The sequence below is a fragment of the Kribbella sp. NBC_01505 genome, from assembly GCF_045040285.1.
In the GTDB taxonomy this organism is placed as follows: Bacteria; Actinomycetota; Actinomycetes; order Propionibacteriales; family Kribbellaceae; genus Kribbella.
The window spans coordinates 5,915,461-5,934,846 of the sequence record NZ_CP109425.1 but is presented as its reverse complement, the minus strand read 5'-3'; the positions used below and the strand labels follow the sequence as shown (position 1 = coordinate 5,934,846).

At 67.3% G+C, this 19,386-nt stretch carries 16 protein-coding genes; 7 read left to right on the top strand and 9 right to left on the bottom strand.

Annotation, left to right across the window (positions count from 1 at the left end; translation table 11 throughout):
* Position 1: 1 nt before the first annotated feature.
* The 4 genes from pstC to OG474_RS28055 form a co-directional block, all read right to left on the bottom strand.
* A complete protein-coding gene (pstC, locus tag OG474_RS28070; RefSeq protein WP_405056579.1) occupies positions 2-994 on the bottom strand; it encodes a phosphate ABC transporter permease subunit PstC in 993 nt (330 codons plus the stop codon).
* Entirely contained in the window at positions 991-1,329 is a 339-nt protein-coding gene (locus OG474_RS28065; RefSeq protein ID WP_405056578.1) for a hypothetical protein, read from the bottom strand. The genes pstC and OG474_RS28065 overlap by 4 nt, the downstream gene beginning before the upstream one ends.
* Positions 1,330-1,546: 217 nt before the next feature.
* Positions 1,547-2,068, bottom strand: coding sequence for an isochorismatase family protein (locus OG474_RS28060; RefSeq protein ID WP_405056577.1), 522 nt, complete (start codon positions 2,066-2,068; stop codon positions 1,547-1,549).
* Complete coding sequence (locus tag OG474_RS28055; protein ID WP_405056576.1) at positions 2,065-6,729, bottom strand: DUF2961 domain-containing protein; 4,665 nt, start codon at positions 6,727-6,729, stop codon at positions 2,065-2,067. The genes OG474_RS28060 and OG474_RS28055 overlap by 4 nt, the downstream gene beginning before the upstream one ends.
* 184 nt (positions 6,730-6,913) lie before the next feature.
* Between OG474_RS28055 and gndA the strand changes: the two genes are divergently transcribed.
* From gndA to OG474_RS28030, 5 genes are all read left to right on the top strand, one after another.
* A complete protein-coding gene (gene gndA, locus OG474_RS28050) occupies positions 6,914-8,353 on the top strand; it encodes an NADP-dependent phosphogluconate dehydrogenase (protein ID WP_405056575.1) in 1,440 nt (479 codons plus the stop codon).
* Between the two features lie 112 nt (positions 8,354-8,465).
* Positions 8,466-8,912: a DUF6319 family protein gene (locus OG474_RS28045; protein WP_405056574.1), complete on the top strand. Its 447-nt coding sequence runs from the start codon at positions 8,466-8,468 to the stop codon at positions 8,910-8,912.
* Between the two features lie 186 nt (positions 8,913-9,098).
* On the top strand, positions 9,099-9,941 hold the full coding sequence (locus tag OG474_RS28040) for a helix-turn-helix domain-containing protein (RefSeq protein ID WP_405056573.1): 843 nt from the start codon (positions 9,099-9,101) through the stop codon (positions 9,939-9,941).
* Between the two features lie 68 nt (positions 9,942-10,009).
* Positions 10,010-10,591: a dihydrofolate reductase family protein gene (locus tag OG474_RS28035; RefSeq protein WP_405056572.1), complete on the top strand. Its 582-nt coding sequence runs from the start codon at positions 10,010-10,012 to the stop codon at positions 10,589-10,591.
* Between the two features lie 208 nt (positions 10,592-10,799).
* Positions 10,800-11,156, top strand: coding sequence for a phosphotransferase (locus OG474_RS28030; RefSeq protein ID WP_405056571.1), 357 nt, complete (start codon positions 10,800-10,802; stop codon positions 11,154-11,156).
* Between the two features lie 223 nt (positions 11,157-11,379).
* On the opposite strand, the gene OG474_RS28025 is transcribed toward OG474_RS28030, so the two are convergent.
* From OG474_RS28025 to OG474_RS28015, 3 genes are all read right to left on the bottom strand, one after another.
* Positions 11,380-13,992, bottom strand: coding sequence for a hypothetical protein (locus tag OG474_RS28025; protein ID WP_405056570.1), 2,613 nt, complete (start codon positions 13,990-13,992; stop codon positions 11,380-11,382).
* A gap of 921 nt (positions 13,993-14,913) precedes the next feature.
* A complete protein-coding gene (locus OG474_RS28020) occupies positions 14,914-15,927 on the bottom strand; it encodes an alcohol dehydrogenase catalytic domain-containing protein (RefSeq protein WP_405056569.1) in 1,014 nt (337 codons plus the stop codon).
* An 11-nt stretch (positions 15,928-15,938) separates the two neighbouring features.
* Positions 15,939-16,682: an SDR family oxidoreductase gene (locus OG474_RS28015; RefSeq protein ID WP_405056568.1), complete on the bottom strand. Its 744-nt coding sequence runs from the start codon at positions 16,680-16,682 to the stop codon at positions 15,939-15,941.
* Positions 16,683-16,796: 114 nt separating this feature from the next.
* Between OG474_RS28015 and OG474_RS28010 the strand changes: the two genes are divergently transcribed.
* Positions 16,797-17,717 carry a LysR family transcriptional regulator gene (locus tag OG474_RS28010; RefSeq protein ID WP_405056567.1) on the top strand — a complete coding sequence of 307 codons (921 nt, stop codon included), beginning with the start codon at positions 16,797-16,799 and terminating at the stop codon, positions 17,715-17,717.
* 52 nt (positions 17,718-17,769) lie between these two features.
* Here OG474_RS28010 and OG474_RS28005 read toward each other — a convergent pair whose 3' ends face one another.
* A complete protein-coding gene (locus tag OG474_RS28005; RefSeq protein ID WP_405056566.1) occupies positions 17,770-17,901 on the bottom strand; it encodes a hypothetical protein in 132 nt (43 codons plus the stop codon).
* A 224-nt stretch (positions 17,902-18,125) separates the two neighbouring features.
* On the opposite strand from OG474_RS28005, the gene OG474_RS28000 reads away from it, so the two are divergent.
* Positions 18,126-18,662, top strand: coding sequence for a DUF6817 domain-containing protein (locus OG474_RS28000; protein WP_405056565.1), 537 nt, complete (start codon positions 18,126-18,128; stop codon positions 18,660-18,662).
* On the opposite strand, the gene OG474_RS27995 is transcribed toward OG474_RS28000, so the two are convergent.
* On the bottom strand, positions 18,663-19,385 hold the full coding sequence (locus OG474_RS27995) for a PIG-L deacetylase family protein (protein WP_405056564.1): 723 nt from the start codon (positions 19,383-19,385) through the stop codon (positions 18,663-18,665).
* Position 19,386: the final 1 nt, after the last annotated feature.

Below are 19,386 nucleotides of genomic sequence, written 5' to 3'. Positions count from 1 at the left end.
CTCAGATCTCCGTTCCGGCACCGCTGCGGCTGCGGGCGACCACGAAGCCCGCGATCAGGTTGACGATCAGCGTGATCACGAACAGCACCAGGCCGGCCGCCATCAGGGCGTTGAGCTGGGATCCCTGCGCCTCGCCGTACCGGAGCGCGATCATCGACGAGATCGTGATCGACCCCGACTGCAGGACGTGCCAGTTGATCTCGAAGAGCGGGGACACGATCATCACCACGGCGATCGTCTCGCCGAGGGCGCGGCCGAGGCCGAGCATCGTGCCGCCGATGATGCCGCCGCGGCCGAACGGCAGCACGACCGCGCGGACCACGCCCCAGCTGCTCGAGCCGAGTGCCAGGGCGGCCTCGCGTTCGCCGGCCGGCGTCTGGTCGAAGACCTCGCGCATCACCGCGCAGGCGATCGGCATCACCATCATCGCGACCACGATCCCGGCGATGAAGGCCGAGGACGCGTACGTCGCTCCGTCGAAGACGGCCGCGTCCGGATCCGTGTCCACCTTGAAGATCGGGATCCAGCCGAAGAAGTCGGTGATCCACCGAGACAGGTGGATGACGCGCGGCTGCAGCAGGAAGAACCCCCACAGGCCGTAAACGATCGACGGTACGGCGACCATCAGGTCGACGGCCGCGACCAGGGACTTCTTGAGTCCGCGCGGCGCCCACTCGGTGATGTAGAGCGCGGTCGCGACCGCCAGCGGGAACGAGATCGCGATCGCGATCGTCGCCACCACGACGGTGCCGAAAAGGATCGACGCGACGCCGAGCTGGTTCGCCTCGGGCTGCCAGGACTGCTCGGTGAAGAACTTCCAGCCGTACGTCTGGAACGTCGGCTTGGCCTGGTAGGCCAGGAAGAGGCCGATCCCGCCGGTGATCAGCAGCACCAGCGCGCCGCCACCCCGGGCGACCAGCCGGAAGATCATGTCGGACGGCGCGAGCGACGACCGCAGTTTGCGCGGTGCCGGCTCGACGGTCGAATCGCTCACCGCGTTGTCTCTCTCTGGGTCAGTTGGCCCGAGGTGACCTCGGCGAGTTCAACTGCTTGCGTGAATCGATGGAACGCTCGGCGAGCATCGATCTGCCGCGCGAACACCCCCGGACACCGCACGTCGGGTCCCCCGGTCGCGGCCAGTTCCCAGCGCCAGCGTCCCTCCGGATCCCTCCGCAGAGCCGGCTCCGCCTCGCGCGCCAACCGCCGTACCGCGGCCAGCTCTTCCTGCGGCGACCTCCGCCCGCCACTCCCCATCGCGAGCGGGCGATTGTTGCCCGAAAGCAGTCGCCACAGCCGTTCACCTCCTCGCGGATCCTCGAGAAACTGCATCCGCACCCCCACCTTGCCCCTCCCAACCTCTCCCCCAGAGCAGCCAGTCAGGTGGAGCGTCACGAGCAGCGGACAACGCCCGGTGAACCGGACCGAAGCGGTACATGAACACAGGCCCGATTACGGACGCGACCGTAACCGAGACCCGCGGGACTCGTTGCTCAGCGGCCGCCCGGCCCGGACCCTCGAGGAATGGGTCAGCAGAACGCCGACCGCTTCAGCTGAGTGCGGCGATGTACTCCGCGCCGGTGGTCAGGGTGCCCAAGCGCGGGAAGATCTGGGTGACGGCGAAGTCGTGGGCCTGCTGGTCGAGGCCGGTCATCGCGTCGGTGAGGTAGACGGTTTCGTAGCCGAGATCGTCGGCCGCGCGGGCGGTGGACTCGACACCGAAGTTGGTGGCGATGCCGGCCAGGACGAGCGTGCTGATGTTGCGGCTCTGGAGGTCTGCGTCCAGGCTGCTGCGACCGAAGGCGCCGAGGGTGTGCTTGACGATCTCCAGATCTCCAGGCTCTGGTTCCAGCGCGAACCCGCTGCCCTCCGGCTGGTGGTCAACTCCCGGACGTTCGACCCGGACGTTGACCACCAGACCGCCGACCGACCGAGTCGCCTCAGCCAGGGCCGTGCATCGCGTCAACACCTCGGTTCCCTTCAGCGGCGCGGTGTCGAGGGCGATGATGCGGGGCATCAGGTCGATCAGGACGAGCGCCGTACGGCGGGGATCCAGGGTGAGCGTGGTCATCCGCCGAGGGTAGCCGCCAGCTGGTTCGCGTAGGTCACGTCGCGCTCGGCGTTCGAGAAGCCGACGCGCCACGTGCCACCGTCGTACGTGCCCTGCGGCCAGGCGCGACCTCCGGGCTGCCAGAGGGGTTGCCACGCGACGCCGTCGCTGACCGGGTCGTACCAGTGATTGTCGTTCGACCAGGCGCCCTTGTGCGCGGTCACGAGGCTGAGCCCGGGGCCAGTCGCCATTGACCACTTGGGTAAGCCGGCCACGTCTCCATCCCGGCCGAAGCCGCCGGGATCACCTTGGTCCGGCAGCGCCGAATCGACGTTGAAGGCAACCTCCCAGAGCGGTGCTGTCGTTGCCCCGTTCACCTTCCAGGTCAGACCGGTGTCGAAGGTCTTGGACCCGAAGTCGAAACTCCAGTCAACAGTCACCGGCTCATCACCGAACGGAATGCCAGTCAGCTTGACGGTCGTGCCGGTGGTCGAGACCTGCGCGGCCGCTCCAGTGATATCCGTCGCCCCGAAACCACCAACCCCCAGGTACGGCGCGGTGGCGCGACCCGTCGAGTCGAGCGCCGACCGGTACTGCCCTTGGCCGGTCGGATCCACCTCCAGACTGGTGACGGCTGCCCGCGGACTCGTCTGGATCGTGGCGCGATAGTGCCCGTTCGTCACCACCTGCCCCTTGGTCTCCTCGACCTTCGCGAAATCGAGCGGCGCCAGATAGAGACCGCCCTTACCCCAGCCGGCCCCGGTCACGTACCAGTCGTCCCCGTCCTGCACGACCTCGGCCGCATGCGCCTGGATCGTGCCGACCAACTGGTCGATGCTGAAGCGCAGTGGATCCTTGCTCTTGTAGACCTTTGTCGACTCGTAGCCACCGTCGCAGCAGACGAACAGATACCAGTCGGCTCCCCGCTGGACGACGAATGGCGATTCGGTCGGACCGCCGTACGTGCCGGTCGCCGGATGCTGGAACGCCGTCTGGCGCGCACTCCAATGCCGAAGGTCACTACTGGTGCGGTAGGCAACGATATGGTTCCCGCCGGACGGCGCCGAGTTGGCCGTGTAGTACATCACCCACTGGTCGCCGACCTTGCGGACCATCGGGTCGCGCCCGTCGAACCCATCGGTGAACAACGGATTCGCCGCGTCCCGAGTCCACGTCTTGAGGTCCTTCGACGTCGCGAGATGCATCCGGTACGCCGTGTGGTCCGGCGTACCGGCCGCGTAGAAGAGGTAGTAGGTGCCGTTGTCATAGATCGCATGCGGCGCCCAGATGTGACTCTCACCGGCATTGGGATCGGCGACCAGCGCAGGCGGTTGCTTGGTCCACGGCCCATTCGGAGTCGGCGCGGTCGCGTGCCCGAAGCTCTTCTCGTCCAGCGGATCGGCCGGCTCGGCATGGGTGATCGCGTAGACATGCCAGGTGCCGGTCGCGCGATCCTGGATCAGCGTGTGGTCGTTGTAGTACCAAGGCCCGGTCTCCCCGGTGCTCGGGTCGTAGATCTTGGTGAACTTGCCGGCGGCAACGACCGTGTCGGTCTTCGTGTACGGCGTGATCGTGGTGCTGTTCAATTCCAGGTCCAGGAGGTCGAGGCCGACCAGATACCCGGTCGCAGCCGGGTTCTTGCCGGTCAGGGTGATGGTCAGATTGTGTTTGCCCGCGGTGAGCTGCCTGCTGCCGAGCCCCACCCGCTGCGTACTGACCCCAGCGGCGACGTACCCGTCGAAGCTGGTCGGCGGATTGCCATCGACCTGTACACCGACGATGCCGTAGTCAGCGGCCTTCGTCAGTACGGCGTTGAGCTCGTAGTTGCCGTTCGTCGGAACTGTGAACGCGAGCACGGTCTTGTCGCCGGCCTTGGTGCCATGGATCCATGCCTGGGCACCACCCGACCAGTTCACGCCACAGCAGCTCCCCTGCGGGTCCACCGGCACCGTGCTGGACTGCGGCGGCAACATCGCCTCGCCCTCGATCCGCACGATGTTCCCACTTGTGCCGACCGCGGGCTGCGACTTCGGCCCGACGTTCCCCGCCAGGTCGACGGCGGCCACGCGATAGGTCCACGTCTCATGCAGTCCGAGATTCCGGTGCACGAATCCCGGCAGGGGCGTCGTCCCCAGCAGGACCTCGTTGCCCTTCGCGGCTCCATACACGTTGTAGTGCGCTACCCCGGAGTCATCCACCGCATCCGACCAGCTCAGGTCGATCGCATTGCCGGTCTGCCCGGTCGCCTTCAGATCGGCAACCGCGCCGGGCGGGCGACGATCGGCGTACGGGATGACGAGCGATTGAACGACGTACCGGCTGGCGTTCCAGTTCGATCCCGTCGGTCTGAGTTCGATATCCAGTTTGGTCCGGCCGAAGGTGAGTGCTGCAGGCAACTGATAGTTGTCGTCCAGCCAGCGCTGGGTGGCGTTACCAAGTGGCTGCAACCATGTCCCGGCCTCCTTGCCGTTGACAAACACCTTCGCGGACTGACCGGCGACCTTCTGATCGCTGGTCCTTCGGAGCGTCACGCCGCGGTTCACCGGATCGATCTTCGCGGTGAACCGAAGCAGCGACCCCACCTGATCGGTCAAGCGGACGTCGTCGTGATCGCCTTCGTAGACCGACGTCAGCGGCGTCCCCGGTACGTCGATCCGATCGGTCTCGCGGGCGCCGACCTTCGCGGTGGTGTAGAGGAATGCCGTCGAGCCGTAGATCGCCGGATGGTCATCCTGCTGACCGTGCTCGATCCCGATGTCGAGCTGGTTCTCGAAGCCGATCGAGTCCGTGATGTGCAGTCGCCAGGCGCCGTCGCACTCGTTCTTGCAGAAGCCGGCCTGCACCTCGTGCGCGGAGTTCCCGTGGAACGGTGTCGAGTACGTCCCGGCGTTGAAGTACCAACCGGACTCGTAGTAGTCCTCGGTCCCGGTTCCATGGATCGCCGGGGTCCGCTCGCCGTCGACGTACACGCGCTCGTCGCCCTCGAGGTATCCACGCGTGTTGCCGTCGGCAAGCAGTCCTTCCATCGTCTGGACGACACCGACGAACTTTCCACGCCCTGCCGTCTGCGCGAACGTCCAGTCACTGCCCTGCGTGGTCTCAGCGCGCTTCGAGATCGCACTGAAGTACCCCGTCTTCCCAGTCACCAGATCGACCGCCTTCCGCGCATCACGCGAGGCGGTGATCTCGGACTGACCTGTCAGCGGGTACGCCGATTTGTTCACCAGGCTGACCGTGGCCCGGGCGACGTACGGCATGGGCCACCAGGCGGAGTACCAGCCCTTGGGGTCCATTGCGAAGAAGAGCGAGCGGACCGGGTTCTCACCGAGGCCGGAGCCGAAGAACTCGCCGAGCGGCGCATCTACCCGCTTCTGCCCGTCGATGGTGACCTCGACGCGTACGCCGGCCAGTAGCGAGTCCGACGGCTTGACGCGAGCACCGTCGGCCGGAGTGGCGGCGTACGGCATGGTGTGTTCACCACTCCAGGCCTGCTTGGTGATCTCGTAGCCGTGCGCCTGCTCGGCAGCGACGTGGTTCGGCCCGACGTCGAGGGTGTCAGTGCGCTGCGGTGAGTCGACCCAGTAGGTGAACTCGTTGAAGTCCAGGTCGGAGGAGACGAACTGGTTGGTGATGGTGATCTGCGACTTACCCTTGGTGAGCGCAGCCGGGAGGTCGACGGTCTGGTCGTGCCACTGCGCCCCGGCTGCCTTCAGCGGCGCCCACTCCCCCGCCTCGACACCGTCGACGAGCACCTTCGCTCGCTGGTTGCCGATCCGGAGGTCCATCCGGCGAGTCAGCTTCACTCCGGTGTTGGCCGGGTCGATCTTCATCGTGAACTTGCTGCTGCCGGTGAAGGCGCGGCCGTCATCCGCGAACTCCTGCAGCTCCAGTCCGACGATCTCGGGGAGCTTCAGCCGCAGTGCACTGAGCTCACCCGGGCCATAGGTGTCGGCCAGCGTGACTCGCTTGCCCGGAGCAAGCTTGATCGCGGCCTTGGTGGTCCGGCTGTTCGGCTGCGCCGGCTTGGGGTCCTTGGTACCGGCCGCGTTCAGCAGCTTGAGGACGTCTTCGGCCTTGTCTGCCGGGTCGAAAGTGCGGATGCCATTCGCATCTGGGAACTCGCGGTAGTCGACGTGGTAGAAGTACGGATTGCTCTGCGTGGTGATGCGCATCGACGACCGGTACGGCATCGGGACCCGGATGTAGACGCCGCCACTGCTCTGAACGCCGTTCGCGACCAGTGGGTAGCTGAACGGCGCACCGAGCTTGCCGTCGACGATGTCCTGCAGTGAACCGTGCAGCACCTGCTTGCCGTCGAGCTCGACGGTGATGGTGCCGGTCTTGGTCACGTTGCCCTCGTCGCGGGTGAACCAGATGGAAGCGACCTCACCAGGGCCACTGTCCTCCGCGATCACACAGCCGGCTTCTGTGGTTCGCAGACACGAGTAGGTGCCGTCGAACCCGTCGTTGTTGGTGCCGTCGCGGCCGAAGCTGGAGAACTGCTTGGTCCGGACGGCGGTCTGGAGTTCCGGCAGGCGGTCCAGGTTCCGGTAGACGTCCCAGCCGACGGGACCGTTGCCCCCGGCCAACGGCGTACCGGCTGTGGCTTGAGCGACTGCGGCTTGGGAGGCGGGGAGCACCAGTACGGCGGCGGCTAGCACCGCGACTATGCGACGGAACATGGGCGGACCCTCCGGCGGAACGGTGGCGGGAAATCGATTTCTCAGTGTCTACCATCGATGCACTCAGGTTGAGAAGGGCTCAGCTTCGGCGAGTTGGGCGTCCGCGGGCCGGGCCGCTGCGGCGATCGCTTGCCGAGCGCGCAAAGATGGGTCCGCACACAACTTGAGACTGCGGGAGAACTTGATGAGCTCTGAGAAAGCCCAGATCGCCGTCACCGGCCTCGCCGTGATGGGGCGCAACCTGGCCCGGAACCTGGCGCGCAACGGGTTCCGCGTCGCCGTCCACAACCGGTCCCAGGGCCGCACGGACGCGCTGATCGAGGAGTTCGGCCACGAAGGTGACTTCACCCCCGCCGCCGATCTGCCCGCGCTGGTGGAGGCGCTCGAGACGCCGCGCAAGATCATCATCATGGTCAAGGCCGGCGAGCCGACCGACGCCGTGATCGACGAGCTGGTGCCGCTGCTCGACCAGGGCGACATCGTCATCGACGCCGGCAACGCGCACTTCCTCGACACCCGGCGCCGGGAGAAGGCCCTCAGCGAGAAGGGCCTGAACTTCGTCGGCAGCGGCGTCTCCGGCGGCGAGGAGGGCGCCCTGAACGGCCCGAGCATCATGCCGGGCGGCTCCAAGGAGGCCTACGACTCCCTGGGCCCGATCCTGACCAAGATCTCCGCCCACGTGAACGGCGAGCCGTGCTGCGTGCACGTCGGTCCGGACGGCGCCGGTCACTTCGTGAAGATGCTGCACAACGGCATCGAGTATGCCGACATGCAGCTGATCGCCGAGGCGTACGACCTGCTCCGCCACGTGCTGGACCTGTCCCCGGCCGAGCTGGCCGGCGTGTTCCGCGAGTGGAACACCGGCGACCTCGAGTCCTTCCTGATCGAGATCACCGCCGACGTACTCAGCCAGGTCGACCCGACCACCGGCGGAGCGTTCGTGGACGTCGTACTGGATCAGGCCGAGCAGAAGGGCACCGGCCGCTGGACGGTCCAGTCCGCGCTCGACCTGGGCATCCCGGTGAGCGGTATGGCCGAGGCCGTGTTCGCACGGTCGCTGTCGGGCGACGTCGTACGGCGTGAGGCGGCGGCCGGTGTACTGCCGGGGCCGGCGACGGCGAAGGTGGATGTCGATCGGGACGCGTTCATCGAGGACGTGCGGCACGCGCTGTACTCGTCGAAGCTGGTCGCGTACGCGCAGGGCTTCGACGCCATCCGGGCCGCTTCGGAGGAGTACGACTGGAACGTCGACCTCGGCGCGATGGCGACGATCTGGCGCGGCGGTTGCATCATCCGGGCGCGGTTCCTGGACCGCATCAAGGAGGCCTACGACCGGAACCCGGCACTGCCTTCGCTGCTCGTCGACGACTACTTCAAGGACGCCGTCGCCAACGGCCAGGACGCCTGGCGCCGCGTTGTCGCGACGGCGGCCACGGCCGGCGTACCGGCACCGGGCTTCTCGGCCGCACTGTCGTACTACGACGGCCTGCGGGCGGAGCGGCTGCCGGCCGCGCTGATCCAGGGGCTGCGTGACCTCTTCGGGGCGCACACCTACAAGCGGGTCGACGCCGAGGGCACCTTCCACCTCGAGTGGTCGGGCGACCGCTCGGAGACGAAGTCCTAGACCCTCTTTGCGGAGTGGCGGGTTTGGTATTGGGGTCGAACGTATGTTCTAATGTTCGCACAGTGCCAGCCCGCCTACCGCGGGCGATGTTACTAAGGAGATCGCCGCAACGATGACTGTAGACACTCTGGCAGTAGAAGCGCCGTCGGACGACGTCGACACTCCCTCCGAGGCAGCTCTGGCTGACACCACCCCGACCGAGGCCCCGACGGCCGCCGTCGAGGATGCCGACGTCGAGGAGTCAGCCCCGGCCCCGAAGAAGGCCCCGGCCAAGAAGGCCGCCGCCAAGAAGGCCAAGACCATCGAGCTGACGCTCACCATCACCGGCACCGCCGACGGCGAGTGGCACGCCGAGCTCAAGCAGGGCTCGACCTACCTGGCCCGCGGCGTGGCCGTCGCGGCGGCTGCGGTCTCCCGCGCCGCCAAGGAGCTGCACGAGGACCTGTCGACTCCGCTCGACGAGATCATCGAGGAGGCCCGCTCCCAGCAGGCCGCCAAGGTCGCCGCCCTCGAGGCCGAGCTCGAAGCCGCCCGCCAGGCTCTCGCCGACCTCGCCTGACCCACCCGTTCCCCGTCTGGCCCTCGCCGGCCGGACCTACCGGTCCTGGCAGCCACCTTCCCTGGCCACCAAGACCAGCCGATGCTCGTCCTCTTCCCAGGACGCACATCGCCCCCGCAGCCCAGGTGCCCCGTGTACCTGGGCCGCGGTGTTTGACGAAAGGCGGGCTTCGGCGATGCTGTGGGCATGGAGTACGTGTCCAGAGTGCCGAGGCCGCCGCTGGACGAGCTGATCGACGACCTCTACTACCTGGAGGGCACGCCGCCGTACGCACGGTTGACCCTCCCTCCGCCGGCGGTGTTGCTCATCGTCAACCTCGGAGCGCCGTTCCGGATCCGCGCCGGCACCGATGTCGAGGCGGCCGACTATGCCGACGGCTGCGTGGTCACCATGCCCACCCGTGCCTGGGAGTTCGGCTACCCACCCCGGAGTCGGTCCGTTGGCGTGCACTTCAAGCCATGGGGCTTGGCGCCGTTCCTCCCGATGCCCGCAAGCGAACTGACCGACCGGCCAGTGACGATCGAGCAGGTCTGGGGCCGACCAGCCATCGCTGAGCTACGAGACCGGCTGGCCAGCGCGGCCGGACCCCACGAGATGCTGACGCTGCTCGAAGCCGAGCTCATACGACGGCTACGGCTGCGCGAGACCGCCGGCCTGGGGCTGGTCCGCCGCACGAGCAGTGTCATCGCGGCGACCCACGGAGCGACGGCGATCGGCGACCTGAGTGTGGCCGCCGGTGTCAGCAGTACTCATCTGGCCCAGCGGTTCAAGGAGGTCATCGGCGTCACGCCGAAGCGGCTGGCCCGCACCTACCGCTTCGCCGCCACCGTGCTCGCGCTCGACCCTGCCGGATCGATCGACTGGGGCGATGTCGCCGGTTCCGCCGGCTACTTCGACCAGGCTCACTTCGCCCACGAGTTCCGGGCGTTCACCGGGCTAACGCCGACCCGGTACGTCGAAGTCCGGCGACGGTTCCTGCACGAATATCCCGGCCACGTGCTGGACAGCTGGCCACTGCCGGCGGATTGATTTCTTACAAGAACCGCGGCTCCCGACACGCTAGGTTTTGCGGCACCCCAAAGCAGAGGAGAGGCCCCGTGGGCAAGGTGGTTATGTACAGCTCGGTGTCGGTGGACGGCTTTGTCGCGGACGACGACGACCAGCCCGGACCGCTGTTCGACTGGCTGACCAGCGGTGACGTTCCGTTGGACGAGAGCGGCATGGTCAAGGTGTCGCAGACGTCGTACGACTACACCCGGCCGTACTGGGACCAGATCGGAGTGACCATCGTCGGCCGCCACGTCTTCGACCTCACCGACGGCTGGAACGGCCAGCCGCCAGGCGGGGTCGATCACGTAGTCGTCGTGACGCACCGGCCGGCGCCCGAGGGCTGGGACCCCGAGGCGCCGTTCCACTTCGTCGACGGCATCGAGGCCGCCATGGCCAAAGCGCAAGAACTCGCCGGCGACCGCCTGGTCGAAGTAGCGGCCGGCAATGTCGGCGGCCAGCTACTTGCCGCCGGCCTGGTCGACGAGGTCCGCATGGACGTCGTACCCGTCGTCTTCGGATCCGGCAAACGCTACTTCGGCTCAGCCAACGCCCAGCACCTACTGGAAGATCCAGACGCCGTGCTCCAAAGCAATCGCGTACTACACCTGCGCTACCAGGTACGCCGTTGACCGATCCGAACGGCGACGCGCCTCTGGCGGGTTAAAAAACCCGTCTCGTCGCAGCCCCTGCTGAACAGGTGTCGAGCGACGTGGCGTGCGAACGTTCGTCGTACTAGGAGATCACCAACCTCGGTGTGTTGGCGGGAAGCGGACTCCCGGTTCCGAGCATCCTGGCGACTGATGTTGCTGGTGCTTCGACGGGAGGCGCGCGCCATCGTTGCTGATGACACGGTTGCCGGGGCATGTTGACCTCAGTCCGGCGGAACCTCGGTCGTGGATGAATCGGATCGCGGAGCTCGCCGTACTGCCGCATTCCCTCGATCTCCCCGCCAAGACATTCAGACCTCGGACGGATTCCTGGATCGCTCCTCTGGACGGGTTTCAGGTACCGGTCGGCGCACAGAAGCCGGCGGTGTGGAAGGCCGCGTTCGGTGTCATGGCGGCGCTGCCACCGAAGGACACTGCCGTCTTTCTGCATTACGATCTCCTGCCTGTCAACATGCTGTGGGTGCGCGGGACGATTACTGGACTGACCGACTGGAACTCCATCCACCGAGGCCCTGCTGCACTATGACGACAGCGCGCAGAAGTGGCTGCGCGGTCAGGTCGCCGACCGCCGTACCGTCGATGTGCCCGGCATGACTCCCCGTACTCCCCGTACTCCCCGCCGAGGCTCCCCGCTGACTCCCTGCGTGTTCTGGCAGGCGGTCGCCCTGCCGGTTTACGGCATGCTGCACAGATCCCAGCGCGAATGCCGGTCGCACTCGCATCGATCACCGGCCAATAGTCAGACACCACTAGGCGGTGCATGGAGGTCCCCCTTCGGGCGGATCTTTGGGGATGCGGTGGGTACCGGTGGGGTCGATGCGGAAGATGAAGCCGTGGGGTGTTGTCCATTCGATGGTTTTGGCGTCGATGCGGCGGACTGTCCAGCCGGAGGCGTGGGTTTTGACTCGGTGGGCGTAGCGGCTGAGGGGGATGAGGTTGCCGGTGTTGGTCTGGCCTGGTGGGCCGTCGGGGTCGTAGGCCTCGAGGTGGTCTTGGTCGATGTGGTTGGTGGTTTCGCGGGTGCCGTAGGGGAACAGTTCGGCGGGGTGGGTGAGCTTGACGTGTTCGCGGATCTGGCCGGTGCTCTCGTAGGCATCTGAGCTGACGGCTTTGTTGAGGTCGATGACGGGCTTGACGATGTAGGGGCCGTAGCCGGTGAGTTCGGTGAACTGGCTGAGCAGGAGCGGCCCGATCTCTTCTGCGCGCAGGACTCCGTCACCGCTGGCGAGGGTGTAGTCGGTGAGATGCACGTACACCTCGGTCTTCCCTGGCCGTGGCGGGGCAGGACGTTCACCCTGCGGGCGGGCATGGGCGTCTCGTTTGACCTGGGCGAGCCGGGCAGCGAGGGCACGTAGTTCGTCGGGGCTCATCGACTCGCCCGCCTCAGAATCACCACCGCCGCCGACCGCCTCGAACGGCTCGGTCGCCCAGCCATCGCATTGATCGAGCGGATCAGGCAGATCGCTGCTACTGGGATGCGGCGCCTCACGGTCGGCCTCATCATCCAGTCCAGGCTCGTCATCCGTCCCGAGCTCTTCGCGGAGCCAAGGTTCACCATCAACTCTGAGCTCACCATGCAGCCCAGATTCACCACGGAGCCCGAGCTCGTCACCCATCCCGAGCCCTCCACCCGTCCCGAGCTCTTCGTCGAGCCAAGGTTCACCATCAACCTTGAGCTCACCATAGAGCCTGGGCTCGTCATCTACACCGAGCTGATCATCCCGGCTGCGCTCGTCGCCCCGAACCGGTTCGCCCTGGCAACCCAGATCGGCGCTCGCGTCGTCTACCCACTCAGCCCGCGGGTCGTTGCCTGTAGCAACATCATCGGTTGCCAGATCTCGGCCGGAGGCGGCAGCAGGCGTGCAGCCGGCGGTCAATGCGGGATCAGATGCTGGAGTTGTGCCCGACGCGGCAGCGACACCCGCCACGGAGGCAGAGCCCAGCACGGGAACGGGACCCCACACGGAGACGGAGTCCAGCGCGGACACGGGGTCCGATGGAGCGGCGGAGTCCAGCGCCTGGGCGAGATCCGGCGACGGCGTGATACCCGACATAGGAGTTCTGCCCAACGCGCGGGCTTGGCCGACGGCGAGCGCGGGACCCGGCACGGGAGCGGTGCCCGACGCGGGAGCGGTGCCCGACGCGGGAGCGGGATCAAGCACGGGAGCGGCGCCTGACGCAGGAGCGAGATCCGATAGACGGGCAGAGTTCCGCGCGTGGGCGAGATCCGGCAGAGCGGTGGGGTTCGGGCTGGGAGTGATGGCCGACCGGCCCGAGCCATCCGATGCGGGAGTGAAGCGGGCCGGAGGTGCGGGAACAGGCGCAGAGTCGGCGCCTGAAGTTGGCCCGGAGTCGGGCGCACAGGCAGGGCCGGACGCAGACGCAGGATCAGGCGCAGGGGCAGGACCCGCAGTAGGCGCGGAAGCGGGCGCCGTCGCCGTAGCGGGCGCCGTCGCGGTAGCGGGCGCCGTCGCGGTAGCGGGCTCGGGCGCTGAACTGGGCGCAGCCGCGGTGGTGGGCGCGGGAGCGGGGGTGGAAGTTGTGCGTTGGTGTTCTCGGGCTTGGGCCAGGAGTGCGTTGGTGAAGACGGGGTCGGGCATGATGCCGACCGCCTCCGCACGGCGGACCTGGACACTGCGCTTATCACCCTGGACCAGCAGGGCCTCGGCGATCTCATCGATCTTCGCCTTGTGCCGCCGCACCGCCGCCGAACCCGCCTTGATCACACAAGTCTTCGTACCGTGCTCATCAGACTGACCCACCCAGACACCACGCTCCGCAGCCTTCTCGTCAGCCTCGGACTTCGCCAAACCCGGATCGGCATACATCTTCGCGGCCTTGATGATCTTGGCCAGCCTCGTCGGCGAAATCGTGTCCAGCAGATGCGCAACCCGCTGATCCACATACAGCGCCGCCTCCAACGACAACTTCTCGCACTCACGCGCCAGATTGCGCGCCTTCCACGCCGTCACCTCCTCAGCCAGCACCCGCACCCACAGAAGCGGGAACCGATGCCGCAACCCCAACGCATCCGCCAAATACTGACGCCCCACACCCGGCGACACCCCCACCACCGCCGCATACTCCGCAACACAGAACTCCAGCACCAGCGGACACCCATCACCACCCAGCACCACCGCACGCTCCCGACCATCACCCACCCGACGACCCGAACGCCCCGGATGCACATCAGGATGGAAACGATCCGCATACACCACCGCATGCACCAGAGACCGCGCCGCCGACCGATACTCGGCCGCACGCTCCCCGGCAGCCGACTCCAGCAAGTCGGCCGTCGACAGCGATGCGAACTCTTCCTCGAACATGTGTTCGACTATAGTCACAGAACGATAACGAGGCAAATCCCGTTACACATAAGCGAAATCAGCTCTCTGGACGGGGTGTGGTTCGTCGCTCGTCGGCATGAGCGGCGAGTTCTGCCGCCCGCCACGTGATCGGGCAGACCCACTGGGTTCGTCGACACGGCCGTCTGCGAGAGGTTGCCCAGGGCCACCATTTGCGGTTGGTGCGACGACGCCCCGGGCGCATAGATCCAATCGGCTTGCCGCGCACGGTTACGACCGAGGGCGTGAACAAGAACCGGTGGGTGTGAACATGGAATGACTTGTTCACGGCCCCTGCCGGGTGTGCGCACCCCCGACTTGTGGCCAGCCCGTCAGGTGGAATCAGGCCCGTTGCCGGATCTGGGTACGGCGTGGGTCGCGCAGGCTGGTGCGGAGGTGCATGAAGGACAGCAGGTGTTGCGTTCACTGGATGCCCGTGGCGCTGCGCGAACCTCGCCCCGGGGCGCGCGAAGACGCGGCACGCGGCACGCGACGACCACCTGTCCTTCGTGCCGGCGATGGATGGCCGGCACATCCACCCCGGCGGGGTGCGCGGGCACGGCGGATTCGGTAGCGCTTCGCTGAGGTCGGTGCGTTCACCACTCGCGCGAAGCTTCCCGGTACTACGCGCCTCGGGCCAGGCGACCATCGCCGAGTGTGCGGAGTCTGCCGTCGGCAATCGGTCGCCGACGGCAGAGCAGTCGCCGACGGCGAGGCAGTCGCAGTCACCGACGGCAAAGGCAGTCGCAGTCGCAGTCGCAGTCGTGGACGGCAGGGCAGTCCCAGTGGTGGACGGTACTCGCACTCAGGACAGGCGCGCGCCACGTTGACGCGCCCACACATCGAGCAGAGGAGCCACAAAGCAGCGCCCAGAGACCCCGCACAGCAGATCTCTGGCCACCACTAGCTGTCTCCGGCCACCACTGATGGCCGGAGCACTCAGGCGTCCGGTTGGGTTTTCAGGACGATTCGGAGGTTGGCCTTGGGCTGGTGTTGCCAGGCTGCTTCGGCTTCTTCTAGCGGGTAGGTCTCGATGATGGGGCGGATGCCCTTCAGGACGGCGAAGTTGAGGGTGTCTTCGGAGTCCTGAGCAACGCCCGAGTACCAGCCGGAGACGCTGAGCCGGCTGTCCGCGAGGTCGTGGCCGGTGATCTGCATGGGGTCGGAGCCTTCCAGCACGATGAGCTGGCCGTTCGGGCGCAGTCCCTTGACCAGGTCGGACTGCAACTCCGCCCGCGACACAGTGGCCAGTACGGCGGCCGCACCGCCGAGCGCCTTGAGCGCTTCGCCGGCGTCGCCTTCGGTGCTGTCGATGTACTCGTCGGCACCCAGCTGACGTGCCAGCGCCTCCTTGTCGCGACCGCGGTTGATCGCAACGGTCCGGAAGCCCATCTTGTCCGCGAACTGAATCGCCAGATGCCCAACACCACCAACACCCTGTACGGCGATCAGATCGCCGGGGCCGGCCTTGGAATGGCGGAGCGCGTTGAAAGCCGTGATCCCGCCACACATCAGCGGAGCAGCCTCTTCAAACGTGAGGCCCTCGGGGATCCGAGCCACCGCGTCCTGCGGGGCGACCATGTATTCGGCGTAACCACCGTCGTACGACGTACCGACGATCGTGTGCTGGACGCAGTTCGTGAAGTCACCGCGGCGGCAGAACTCGCAGGTGAAGTCGACACCGCCGGACCAGCCGACGCCGACCTTCTCGCCGACCGTCCAGAGCGTGACGCCCTCGCCGACCGCGTCGACCACACCGGCGATCTCGTGGCCCGGGATGCGCGGCAACACCGTACCGAAGAGAGCGTTGCGCGGAATCGCGTCACCACCACAGATGCCGCAGGCGTGAACCTTCACCCGGATGTGCCCGGGCGACGGCTCCGGAATCGCCACATCCGTTACCACGAACGGCCCGCCGGCCTGCTGAACTTGAGCTGCTCGCATCGTCGTCATCAAGATCCCCTTCAGTGCATTCCGCCGTCGGCGACCAGCTGCTGGCCGGTGATCAGGCCGGCGTCATCGCTGGTCAGGAACGCCACCACACCGGCCACGTCCTCCGTCGTACCCAACCGCCCGATCGGCACCATCGCGACCAGGCTCTTCTTGTACTCGTCGTTCGCCGGGTCGGTGAAGATGCCCGCACCGTCGATCGGCCCCGGTACGACGGTGTTCACGGTCACGCCGCGCGGACCGAGCTCGAGCGCCAGCACCCGGGCCAGGTAGCCGGTGGCCACCTTGCTCGTCCCGTAGAGCCCGACACCGAGCTGCGGAACCGTGGTGGTGTTCGAGGAGATCGTGACGATCCGGCCGTTGTCCGCGATCCGCCGGGCGGCTTCGCGCAGGACGAAGTACGGGCCCTTGGTGTTGACCCGGAAGAGCAGGTCGAAATCCTCCTCGGTCACGTCGGTGACCGGGACGTTCACCTTCTCCATGCCGGCGTTCGCGACCACGATGTCGATCTGCCCGAAGGCCTCGACGGCGGCGTCGAACACCCGGGAGATCCCGTCCACCTGGGACACGTCGGCCGCGACCGTGATCGCGCGGACCCCGAGCGCCTCGGCGGCCGCCTGAACCTCGGCCGCGGCGCTCTCGTCGCGGGAGTAGTTGACCACGACATTCGCACCCTGCCCGGCGAGCCGGAGCAGGATCGCACGCCCGAGCCCCTTCGACGAACCGGTGACGAGCGCAGTCTTTCCTTGCAGCGTCATCCTTACTTTCTCCCATCAAGTCGCCCTGTTCCGATCGTCCGCCGTGACCGGACTCTGCGGAAACAGAGACTTCTTAGGGAGGTCACAACGAATCGTTGTGGCAGGATTGCGGACGTGGATCTGAGCTTGCGCCTCCTGCAGGCGCTGGCCGCCGTCGCCGAGGACGGCAGCATGACGCGCGCCGCCCGACGGCTGAACCTGACCCAGCAGGCGGTCAGCGGGCAGATCCGTCAGCTCGAGCGCGTCGTCGGTACGCCGCTGGTCGTCCGACTGCCGTCCGGAATCGAGCTCACCGGCGCGGGTCTGGTCGTGCTCAAGCAGGGCGAGGCACTGCTGCAGTCCGCCCAGTCGATGGTGTCCGAGGCGCGGATGGTCGGCGCCGGACGCTCCGAACCGCTCCGGATCGCGTTCAAGGCGCAGAGCACCGCGCACTTCATGCCGGCCGTTGAGGCCGCGCTCCGCAGGCAGGCACCCGACCTGGAGGTCCAGCCGATCGCCTCGCACACGCTGCCGGACGAGATCGAGGCGCTGCTCGAGGGCCGCGCGGACGCTGCGTTCCTGTGGCTGCCGATCGGTGACGACCCGCGCTTCACCATCCACCCGCTGGTCGCTGAGGATCGCTGGGTCGCGCTACCGCCCGGGCATCCGTTGGCGGGGCGCAACACCTTGACGATCGCGGACCTGGCCGACGTACCGATCGTTGGTCCACGCGAAGGTATGCCGGAGGCTGTGGTGCGTTTCTGGTTCATCGATCCGCGGCCCGATGGGTCCCGCGCGGTCTTCGGGCCCGAGGCGCGGACGCCGGAGGAGTGTCTGCACCTGGTCGCGGCCGGGCATGGGTGCTGGATCGCTCCGGCGTCGACGGTCACGTACTTCGCCCATCCGCGGCTGGTGTGGCTCCCGCTGGTCGATGCACCGCCCAACACGCTGGCGCTGATGTGGGCCGTCCACAACCCCAACCCGTACTTGCCGCTCCTCTTGCAGGAGACCAGCCGCGTCCTGCTCCCGATCACCGAACCCACCACATCCTCCTAGCGTCCGAAGAAATGCAGTACGTGGTCGGCGTGTCTTTTGGACGCTGCGGGATTTAGCGGGCGGTGGAGACGATCTCGGTCGGGTCGTTGAGGGCAGCGTCGAGGCGCGTGGTGAGGGTGATCGTGAGGAGCGTGATGGCGGCGAGGGCCGCGATCAGGGTCCAGCGGGCTGCGGTGTTGCTCATAGGTAAATGCTGTCTCGGGTGCGTGCCGCACGGAAGTGTCCGACGCGGGATTCAGGGGGTGGCCGGGGTCGGATCCGGGAGGTCCCCTGGGCGGAAACGACGCGTGAACGGGGTGTGACCCAATCGGCACGCCGAGGTGGTGGGCGAGCGACCGGCTGTGGCCTTACGGTAGGTGCCTGGGCCGGTCCGTGGGCCCTGACCGCTCCGCGCCGAGAAGGGGTCAGATGAGCACTTTCCAGGACTTGGGGTCACTGCTGCTGGTCCGCGGCGCCGACGAGATCGACCATGCCGGTGGGACGCTCTACGTGCATCTGCACCGCGTCGCCAAGCGGCTCACCTCGCTCGGTGCGTCCGACACGCTGGTGCTGGCCGGGCTGGCGCACGCGGCGTACGGGACGGACGGCTTCCCGACCCACCTGTTCGACTGGCAGGCCGAGCGGCCGGTGCTCGAGTCGGTGATCGGCCCGGAGGCCGAGCTGCTCGTCTACCGGTACGGCGCCTGCGACCGCGAGACGAGCTGGCGCGATCTGGCCGAGCACCGCACGGTCACCGACCGCTTCACCGGTACGTCGGAGGAGCTCAGCGGTGAGGAGCTACGCGAGTTCATCGACCTCACGATCGTCAACGAGCTCGACGTGCTCGACCACGCGCCGAAGCTCGCCCCGAAGCTGCGCCCGTTCCTGCAGGAGCAGATCCCGCGCTGGCAGTCCCTCACCTCACCGTCCGTGCTGGCCGAGGCCCAACGGATTCTCCAGCTCTGACTAGGGAGTGAAGACCTCGAAGCGGGTTGCGTACTTGGTGCCTAGTTGGCTGCCGGTGGGACGCGAGCCGCCTTCGAGGAACTCCTCGGGGTCGAAGTGCGGCCAGTTGAGGCCTTCGATGTAGGCCTTGTGGGCCTTCAGGGATTCGACGCCGACGGCGAACGTGTCGGTGGTGTCGGCGGCGTGCCGGGAGTTCGGCGAGCCGGCCGCCCAGACCTGCTTGACGCCTGCCCAGCGTTCGCCGACGTCCGGGAAGATCCAGCGGTTGGCCGCGTCGCGGACCGCGTCCAGGGTGGCGCGGCCGGTGTTGATGTGGTCGGCCTGGTTCAGCAGTACGTCGCCGTCCCACGTGTCGTGGAAGTTGTTGGTGATCACGATCTCCGGCTGGTGCCGGCGGATCACCTCGGCGATCACGCGGCGCAGCGGGACGCCGTACTCGATCGTGCCGTCCGGCTGACCGAGGAACTCGACCGCCGACACACCCACGATCCGCGACGACTCGATCTGCTCGGCCTCACGCAACGGCCCACACTCGGCCGGCGCGAGCCCGTCGATCCCCGCCTCCCCCGACGTCAGCAGGCAGTACACGATCTCCTTGCCTTGCGCCGTCCAGCGCGCGATCGCGGCCGCCGACCCGAACTCCAGGTCGTCCGGATGCGCCACCACGGCCAGCGCCTTCTGCCAGTCCTCGTCGACCGGCTGCAACCCCTCCGAAGCATTCATG

Bases quoted from the DNA above. Each gene is read 5' to 3' on its own strand.
- OG474_RS28005 (WP_405056566.1), bottom strand. From the start codon at position 17,901: ATGAGCAACACCGCAGCCCGCTGGACCCTGATCGCGGCCCTCGCCGCC.
- gndA (WP_405056575.1), top strand. From the start codon at position 6,914: ATGAGCTCTGAGAAAGCCCAGATCGCCGTCACCGGCCTCGCCGTGATG.
- OG474_RS28065 (WP_405056578.1), bottom strand. From the start codon at position 1,329: ATGCAGTTTCTCGAGGATCCGCGAGGAGGTGAACGGCTGTGGCGACTG.
- OG474_RS28060 (WP_405056577.1), bottom strand. From the start codon at position 2,068: ATGACCACGCTCACCCTGGATCCCCGCCGTACGGCGCTCGTCCTGATC.
- OG474_RS28040 (WP_405056573.1), top strand. From the start codon at position 9,099: ATGGAGTACGTGTCCAGAGTGCCGAGGCCGCCGCTGGACGAGCTGATC.
- OG474_RS27995 (WP_405056564.1), bottom strand. From the start codon at position 19,385: ATGAATGCTTCGGAGGGGTTGCAGCCGGTCGACGAGGACTGGCAGAAG.
- OG474_RS28015 (WP_405056568.1), bottom strand. From the start codon at position 16,682: ATGACGCTGCAAGGAAAGACTGCGCTCGTCACCGGTTCGTCGAAGGGG.
- OG474_RS28000 (WP_405056565.1), top strand. From the start codon at position 18,126: ATGAGCACTTTCCAGGACTTGGGGTCACTGCTGCTGGTCCGCGGCGCC.
- OG474_RS28045 (WP_405056574.1), top strand. From the start codon at position 8,466: ATGACTGTAGACACTCTGGCAGTAGAAGCGCCGTCGGACGACGTCGAC.
- OG474_RS28055 (WP_405056576.1), bottom strand. From the start codon at position 6,729: ATGTTCCGTCGCATAGTCGCGGTGCTAGCCGCCGCCGTACTGGTGCTC.
- OG474_RS28020 (WP_405056569.1), bottom strand. From the start codon at position 15,927: ATGACGACGATGCGAGCAGCTCAAGTTCAGCAGGCCGGCGGGCCGTTC.